Origin of the sequence: Kitasatospora sp. NPDC059722, from assembly GCF_042733235.1 — a bacterium.
Taxonomy (GTDB): domain Bacteria; phylum Actinomycetota; class Actinomycetes; order Streptomycetales; family Streptomycetaceae; genus Kitasatospora.
The window spans coordinates 1-7,848 of record NZ_JBHWGD010000066.1 but is presented as its reverse complement, the minus strand read 5'-3'; the positions used below and the strand labels follow the sequence as shown (position 1 = coordinate 7,848).

Annotated in this window: 6 protein-coding genes; 5 read left to right on the top strand and 1 reads right to left on the bottom strand. The window is 75.0% G+C overall.

All coding sequences use genetic code 11. The features are described 5' to 3' along the window. Positions 1-190: 190 nt before the first annotated feature. The 3 genes from ACFV4F_RS31875 to ACFV4F_RS31865 all read left to right on the top strand — a co-directional run bounded on the left by ACFV4F_RS31875 (position 191) and on the right by ACFV4F_RS31865 (position 3,357). On the top strand, positions 191-1,699 hold the full coding sequence (locus ACFV4F_RS31875; RefSeq protein WP_380507675.1) for a long-chain fatty acid--CoA ligase: 1,509 nt from the start codon (positions 191-193) through the stop codon (positions 1,697-1,699). Positions 1,700-1,902: 203 nt separating this feature from the next. Next, positions 1,903-2,805, top strand: a complete 903-nt coding sequence (locus ACFV4F_RS31870) for an endonuclease/exonuclease/phosphatase family protein (RefSeq protein WP_380442476.1) — start codon at positions 1,903-1,905, stop codon at positions 2,803-2,805. A gap of 15 nt (positions 2,806-2,820) precedes the next feature. Continuing rightward, the gene (locus tag ACFV4F_RS31865) at positions 2,821-3,357 is read left to right on the top strand and encodes a hypothetical protein (protein WP_380507672.1); all 537 of its coding nucleotides are present in this window, start codon (positions 2,821-2,823) and stop codon (positions 3,355-3,357) included. Between the two features lie 25 nt (positions 3,358-3,382). Here the strand turns inward: ACFV4F_RS31865 and ACFV4F_RS31860 are convergent, their stop codons facing one another. Then, complete coding sequence (locus ACFV4F_RS31860) at positions 3,383-4,021, bottom strand: DUF4232 domain-containing protein (RefSeq protein ID WP_380507669.1); 639 nt, start codon at positions 4,019-4,021, stop codon at positions 3,383-3,385. Positions 4,022-4,259: 238 nt separating this feature from the next. Between ACFV4F_RS31860 and ACFV4F_RS31855 the strand changes: the two genes are divergently transcribed. Next, on the top strand, positions 4,260-6,740 hold the full coding sequence (locus ACFV4F_RS31855) for a SpoIIE family protein phosphatase (protein WP_380507666.1): 2,481 nt from the start codon (positions 4,260-4,262) through the stop codon (positions 6,738-6,740). Between the two features lie 83 nt (positions 6,741-6,823). Next, a partial coding sequence (locus tag ACFV4F_RS31850) for a sensor histidine kinase (protein ID WP_380507663.1) occupies positions 6,824-7,848 on the top strand: 1,025 nt, incomplete at its 3' end.

The window sequence follows — 7,848 nt, the reverse complement described above, 5'->3', positions numbered from 1 at the left end:
GATCGCACCCCGGCCGCCCCCTTCGCCCACCGGCGCCGGGACCGCCCGGGCGGCCCGCGCGTCCGTCGTTCCCGTGGGTGACGGGGCCGGGACGATCTGTTGACAACGGGTGGCGGGGCGGCCACGGTAGCTCGAAGCGCGCCTCGGACAGCGGCGCGGCCGCCTGCCGAGGGCTTCGAAGGAGCCGCACGTGAGCCGTCCCGGGGTCAACCTCGCCGCGATCCTCGCCGATTCGGCCGCCCGCTTCCCCCGCCGCCCGGCCGTGCGGCTCGACGACGCCGTCCTCGACTACGGCGGACTCGCGGACGCCGCGGCCCGGACGGCCGCACTCCTGCGCCGCGCCGGCGTACGGCCGGGGGACCGGGTCGGCCTGCTGGTGCCCAACGTCCCGGTCTTCGCCGTGCTGTACTTCGGGATCCTGTGGGCCGGTGCGGTCGTCGTGCCGCTCAACCCGCTGCTGCGGGCGCGCGAGGTCGAGTACCACCTCGCCGACGCGGATGCGGCCCTGCTGCTGGCCTGGCGGGACGGCGCCGACCAAGCGCTGATCGGCGCGCGGGCGGCCGGCGTGACGGCCCTGACGGTCGGTGCGGACGGGCTCCCCGGCGGCGGTCGACTCGAAGACTCCGAGCTGGAGTTGGTCGAGCGCGAGCCGTCCGACACCGCCGTGATCCTCTACACCTCCGGGACCACCGGCCGGCCCAAGGGCGCCGAGCTCACGCACCACGGCATCGCCCGCAACGTCGAGGTCACCTGCGGCACCATCCTCCAACTGACCGAACGCGACGTGGTCTTCGGCGGTCTGCCGCTGTTCCACGCCTTCGGCCAGATGGTCGGACTGGACTGCGCCGTCGCCGCCGGCGCCTGCACGACCCTGCTGCCGCGCTTCGACGCCGGCAGGGCCCTGGAGATCATCGAGCGGGACGGTGTCACCGCGTTCCTCGGCGTGCCCACCATGTACAGCGCACTGCTCGCCGCCGCCTCCGGTGCCGCCGCCGACGACCGCACGCGTGCCGAGTCGCTGCGGGTCTGCATCTCGGGCGGCGCGGCCCTGCCGGTCGAGGTCCTGCGCGCGTTCGAGGAGACCTTCGCCTGCACCGTCCTGGAGGGCTACGGGCTGTCCGAGACCTCCCCCGTCGCCTGCTTCAACCACCCCGACCGGCCCCGCAGGCCCGGCACCGTCGGCACACCGATCGAGGGCGTCGAGCTGCGGATCGTCGACGAGCACGGCCGTGAGCTGCCCGACGGGCAGCCGGGGGAGGTCGCCATCCGCGGGCACAACCTGATGAAGGGGTACTGGCGGAACCCCGAGGCCACCGCCGCCGCGATCCCGGACGGCTGGCTGCGCACCGGCGACGTGGGCGTCAGGGACTCCGACGGCCACTTCCGGATCGTGGACCGCATGAAGGACCTGATCATCCGCGCCGGCTTCAACGTCTACCCGCGGGAGGTCGAGGAGGTCCTCTACGAGCACCCGGCCGTCGCGGAGGCGGCCGTGATCGGCGTCCCGCACCCGGTCCTCGGCGAGGAGGTCGCCGCCGTGGTCGCCCTCAAGCCGGGGTCCACCGCCGAACCGGACGAGCTGCGCGCCTTCGTCAAGGAGCGCGTCGCGCCCTACAAGTACCCGCGCGAGGTACGGATCGTCGAGGCCCTGCCGAAGGGGCCGACCGGCAAGATCCTCAAGCGGGAGATCGAGCGGTAGCGGCCTCCTCCGCCGGGGCGGCGACCGAACGCCTTCCGCTCGGCGGCCGTCGGTCACGCAGGTGACTGAGGCTCACCGTCCGGCCCGCTCCGAGGCCGCGGCCCGGTGTCACACCTGTGGCCCTCCCCGGGTGTCCGCTCCCGCCGTCCGTTCTACGGTCGACCCCGTGGGAGCGCCGGCTCCCGGAGAGGGCCGCGGAGTCGATGGCGTTCCCCCTTGCCCGTCGCTGGGCCCTCGTCGTGAGCGTGTGCGTGACGGTCGCCGCAGGGCCGGCCGGGGCGGCCTTCGCGCAGGCGCGCACCGAACCGCTTCCCGCCGCCTCGTCGTCCCGGTCCGTCGTCCGCTCCACCAGGGCGCTGCCGCCCTTCACGGTGGAGACCTGGAACATGCAGGGCTCGACGGCCGGCGGGGAGTGCAAGTGGACCCAGGACGTGGCGCCGCTGGCCCAGAACTCCGACGTCGTCGCCCTCCAGGAGGCCGGCCGGCCCCCGGCCGCCGGGACCACGCCGGAGCGCACGTGGAACCGGAACGGGTACACCGTGCGGGAGTTCCGCTGGCGCGTCGGCAGTAGCAGCCGGGGCCGCGACTACTTCATCTACTGGACGGAGACCGACCCCAACGGCGGTCGCGTCAACATGGCGCTGGTCGTGCCGGAGGCGCGCCGCGCCCGGGACGTCCTCGTCGCCCAGGACCCCGCGAACGCCTCCGTCCGGCCCGCGCTCGGCATCCTGCCCCAGGGCATCGACGCCTGGGTGTTCACCGTGCACGCCTCGGCCCAGCCGCAGACGGGCGGCGGCGGACGCGGCGGCTGGGACGGCCCGCGCATCGTGCAGGCCGTCGAGTGCGCCGTCGCGGGGGCCGGGCCGTACCCGTGGGTCGCCGCCGGGGACTGGAACCGGATCCCGAACGGCTGGGCCACCGCCGGTTCCCGGACGAGCGAGGTCGCGCCGAGCGAGGTCACCCGTCCCCAGAGCAACGCGGTGATCGACTACGCGGTGGTCGCCGCCGCCCTCCTGACCCGGCTGGTCCTCCGCGCGGTCTTCACCGACGCGCGGCGCAGCGCCGGCCAGTCGGACCACCTCCCGGTCCGCTTCCAGTTCGGCTGAACCCGAGGAGTGCCCGTGCCCACTTCACGTTCCGTCCTCGCGGCGGGCGCCCTGGCCCTGGGGCTGGCGCTGACGCCCGCCGGCTCCGCCACCGCCGCGGACGGCTGCGGTACCGAGGTCTGGCGGATGACGATCAACGGCATCGACGTCCGCAACGGCGGCGACTCCGGCGGCGGCGAGCTCTACGGGGACGTGGTCTTCGACGACCAGTACCTGTGGAGCCGGTCCCGTTCGGACGCGGTCTGGGTGCCCAACGGTCCCCTCGACATCGCCTCGGCGAACCGGTGGAAGATGTGGGACGAGAAGCTGTTCCCGACGAACGGTGCCACCGGCAAGGTGTTCGTCGTCACGGCGGACCTGTGGGACTACGACTACGTCTCCGGCGACGACCGGGTGGCCGTGGGCACCCGGACCGTCGATCCCCTCCAGGAGGGCGAAGGCCGGCACCAGCTCGACTACTGCTACGGCAGCAGCTGTTCGGAGGGGCGCACGGTAATCACGTACACCCTTGAGCTGGTGGGCGGGTGCACCTCCGGCCAGTGCGTCGGGTAGGTGTGCGCGGGCCGTCCGCCTCGCATCAGGAGGCGAAGACCACGCCCTGGTTGGAGGGTTGGAGCGAGCCGACCGTGAAACCGGCGGCGGAGACGGTCAGTTGGGTGACCGGCTTGCCGTCGGTGCCGATGACGTTCGCGGTGAGCTGGGTGGTCTCGTCCGGAGGGGTGACGGTGATGCCGGCCAGGACCTTGCACTTCGGGTCGGCCTTGTTGCAGGACGCCCATTTGAGGCCGGAGAAGGCCGTGGCGCCCGGCTTGAGGTCGGCCTCGACCGGCGCCCCGGGGTGGGCGACGCGCGAACTGCCGGTCACGATCGGGCTGTTGTCCGCGCCGAGGCCGCCGTAGCCGAGGTAGCCGTTCACCGTGCAGGTGCGGGAGCCCTTGTTGGTGAGCAGCACCATCGCGGACCCGGGGAAGTCCGGCTGCAGTTGGACGTCGGCCTTGAGGTCGGCGGTGTGGCAGCGGGTGGAGGCCTTGCCGGGGGACGCGGGAGCGGGGGCGCTCTTGGACGGCGCCGGGGTGGTGGCACCTCCCGTCGCCGCGGCCGTTGCCGCCGCTGTCGGCGCCGCGGCCGTCGACGCCGCGTCGTCGTTGCACGCCGCCGCCCCGAGCCCCAGCGCCAGCACCGTCGCCGCGACCGCCACTCCCTTGCCAACCCGCATGGTCCACCCCTACGTTCCGCGGACGCCACCCGGTCGTGCGCCCGATCAGCCCAGAGGACGCCCCGATCCGGAGAACCGGTTCGTATATATGTGTCCCGGAGGCGTAACAGAGAGACCCGGGACGGCAACGGCTCCCGCAGATCGGTGGCCACCGGCAGTGACGGGCGGGGCGCGCGGGGCCGGTGGGCCGGGTGGGGTTCGCCTTGACAGCGTTCGGGGCCCGGCGTAGCAAAAGAGCATGCGCCAGGGTGAGCCCGGCGGTCCGAACGGGCCGCACCGTCCCCGCGAGCCCGATGCCGCCGCCGGGGCGGCGCACGAACGGGACGCCCTGCTGGCGGACGCCGTCCGGGCGGTGCTCGGCGGGACGGGGGCGTACGGGGCGATGGTGCACCTGTGCTCGCGGGACCGGCGGTCGCTGGTGCTGTGCACGATCGCCGGGGTGCCGCTGTCGATCATGAGCCCGTTCCGGCGGGTCGCGGCGGCCGGGCCGCTGCCGGTGGCGGTCAGCTTCCGCACCGGGCGGACGATCACCCTCGCCGACAGCGAGGACACCATGCGGCGCTTCCCGCAGCTCGCGGTCGGCATGCCGTACGACTTCGCCTCCGCGTGCGTGCCGGTGACGGCGGGCGAGGACCGGTTCGGCGTGCTCAGCGTGCTGTGGGCGGCCTCCGACGACGGGGTGCCGCCGGGCGCGCCGCACCGGCTGCGGTCGGTCGCCGAGCGCCTGGCGGCCGGGCTCGCCGGGCTGGAGGCGGCCGGGCGGGCCGTCGAGCCGAACGGGGACAGCCCGGTGGTGGAGCTGCCCGCGCCGTCCGTGCCGACCACCCGGGTGGGCCTGTTCGACTGGAACACCGTCACCGGCGCGCTCGCCGCCGACGAGCAGTTCCGGGAGATCTTCGGCTTCGCGCCCGGCGAGTTCGACGGCCGCGTCACCTCGCTCACCGCCCGGATCGCCCCCGGCGACCTGCCCGAGTTCCGGGCCGCCGCCAAGCTCGCCCTCGAACACGGCGAGGTGCTGGCCGCCCGGGTGCGCGTGCTCGGCCGCGACGGCCGCCCGTACCCCGTGGAGCTCTGGGCGCGCGTGCCGAAGGCCATCGACGAGTACGGCACCCACCTCGTCGGCGCCGTCCTGGACACCCGCACCCTCACCGCCGCCGCGGCGGCCGTCGAGCGGCTGCGCGAGGGCGTCTTCTCGCTCGACCCCGACGGCCGCATCACCTACGCCAACCGCGGCGTCGAACCACTGCTCGGCGCGGTGCGCGAGGAACTGATCGGTCGCCTCCCCTGGGAGGCCATGCCCTGGCTCGCCGACCCCTTCTACGAGAACCGCTACCGGGCCGCGATGCTCTCCCAGCAGCCCACCGCATTCCTCGCCACCCGCCCGCCGGGCGGCTGGCTGGCCTTCTCCCTCTACCCGGACGCGCACGGCGTCACCGGCCGGGTCGTCGCCGCCGAGGCCCCGCCCGGCACGGCCGGCGCGCCCCCGGCACCACCGCGCGGCGTCCGCCCCGGCCTCGGCGACACCTACCACCTGCTCCAGCTCGCCAGCGCCCTCACCGAGGCGGCCAGCGTCGCCGACGTCTGCCGGGCCGTCTCCGAGCAGATCCTCCCGGCCTTCGGCGGCCAGGAGCTCGCCATCTACGCCGTCCGCGACAAGCGCCTCCACCTCGTCTCCCAGGCCGGCTACCCCGACGGGTTCCTCGACCGCTTCGAGGGCACCCCCATCAGCGCCCGCGTCCCCGGCGCCGAGACGCTCAGCACCGGCACCCCGATCTTCTTCGAGGACGTCCACGAGCTCTCCGCCGCCTACCCCGGCATCGCCCTCGACGAGATGGGCGCCTGGGCCTTCCTGCCGCTCATCGCCTCCGGCCACCCCGTCGGCAGCTGCATCCTCGGCTTCGACCGGCCCCGCCCCTTCACCACCGAGGAACGCGGCCTGCTCACCGCCCTCGGCGGCTTCATCGCCCAGGCCCTGGAACGCGCCCGCCTCTACGACGCCGAGTTCGCCCTCGCCCGCGGCCTCCAGCAGGCCCTGCTGCCGCACCGGCTGCCCGACGTCCCCGGCGTGCGCACCGCCGCCCGCTACCTGCCCGGCACCCAGGGCATGGAGATCGGCGGCGACTGGTACGACGCGATCGTCACCGGCGGCGACCTCACCCTCGTCATCGGCGACGTCGAGGGCCACAGCGTCGCCGCCGCCGCCACCATGGGCCAGCTGCGCAGCGCCGTCCGCGCCTTCGCCAGCGGCGGCGAACCGCCCGACCGCGTCCTCGCCCGCACCAACCGGCTGCTCCTCGACCTCGACCCCGGGCTGCTCGCCAGCTGCTGCCTGGTGCGGCTCACCCCGGCCGACGGCACCGTCCGGATCGCCCGCGCCGGGCACCTGCCGCCGCTGCTGCGCCGGCCCGGCGGGTCGGCGGAGGTGCTGGACCTGGCGGGCGGGCCGCTGCTGGGGGTGGAGGACGTCGCGGAGTACCCGGTCAGCGAGCTGCGCCTGGCGGCCGGGTCGGTGGTCGCCCTGTACACGGACGGGCTGGTGGAGGATCCGGCGGTGCCGATCGACCAGGGGCTTGAGCGGCTGCGGACCGTGCTCGGACGCCCCGGAGGGGAGGGGCTGGAGGGGCTCGCGGACCGGGTGCTGCGGGAGGTCGGCTCCACGCACCGGGTGGACGACGTCGCGCTGCTGCTCACCGAGTTCCGCGGGGTCGCCGAACGGTGAGGCGCGGGCGGCGACTTTCGTCGGGAGGCGGCGCTACGAAGGGTGACGGCGGCGGGCCCCTCGGTCCGGTTAGCCTCGGACGGGTGAACGCGATTGCACGGGCCTGCACGAAGGCGGTACGGACGGCGCTGCCCGGTCCCTGGGGTCCCTGGGCGGTGGTGCGCGAGGTGCTGTCCGTCCTGCTGCTGGGCGGGTTCGCCGTCCTGCTGGAGGTCGTCGGCAGCACCGGCTTCGCGGTGCCGGTCGGGATCGGGACCGTCCTGCTGTTCCTGCTGCGGCGGGCCTTCCCCGCGAGCGTCCTGCTGGTGACGGCGGCCGTGGCCGGCTGGGCCCCCGGACCGCTCCCGCTGCTCGTCGTGGCGGGCTGGGCGGCCGGCGCGCGGGTGCGCCGGGTCGGCGTGCTGGTCGCGACCTTCGTCGCGAGCTGGGTGCTGTTCACCGTGACCGGCGTGCTGAAGGACGCCGGCTCGATGTCGCCGAAGGCGATCATCGCGATCTCGCTGGGCGGCTTCCTGATCACGGCGGTGCTGCCCGCCCTGTGGGGGCGCTACCGGGCGCAGCGCCGCGCGCTCCTGGACGCGCTGCGGGAGCGCAACGACCAGCTGGTGCGCGAGCGCGTCATGGTGGTGCACCAGGCGCGGCTGCGCGAGCGGCACCGGATCGCCCAGGACATGCACGACAGCCTCGGCCACCAGCTCGCGCTGATCTCGGTGCACTCCGGCGCGCTGGAGGTGGACCGCACGCTCACCGACCGGCAGCGCGAGGCGGTCGGCGTGCTGCGGCAGGCGGCGGTGGCCGCGATGCGGGAGCTGCGCGAGGTGGTGGGCGTGCTGCACGACGAGTCGACGGCGGTGCCGCCGGCGCCGACGTCGGCGGGTGCGTCCGGCGGCCGGGGCGGGGTGGACGGGATCGAGGGTCTCGTCGAGTCCTCGCGCGCCGCCGGGGCGGAGGTGTCCTTCCGCAAGGAGGGGGAGCGGCGTGCGCTGCCCGCCGCCGTCGACCACGCGGCGTACCGGATCGTGCAGGAGGCGCTCACCAACGCCCACAAACACGCCCCCCGTGCGCCGATAGCGGTCGCGCGCCGGTACGATCCCGACGCGCACGTGGT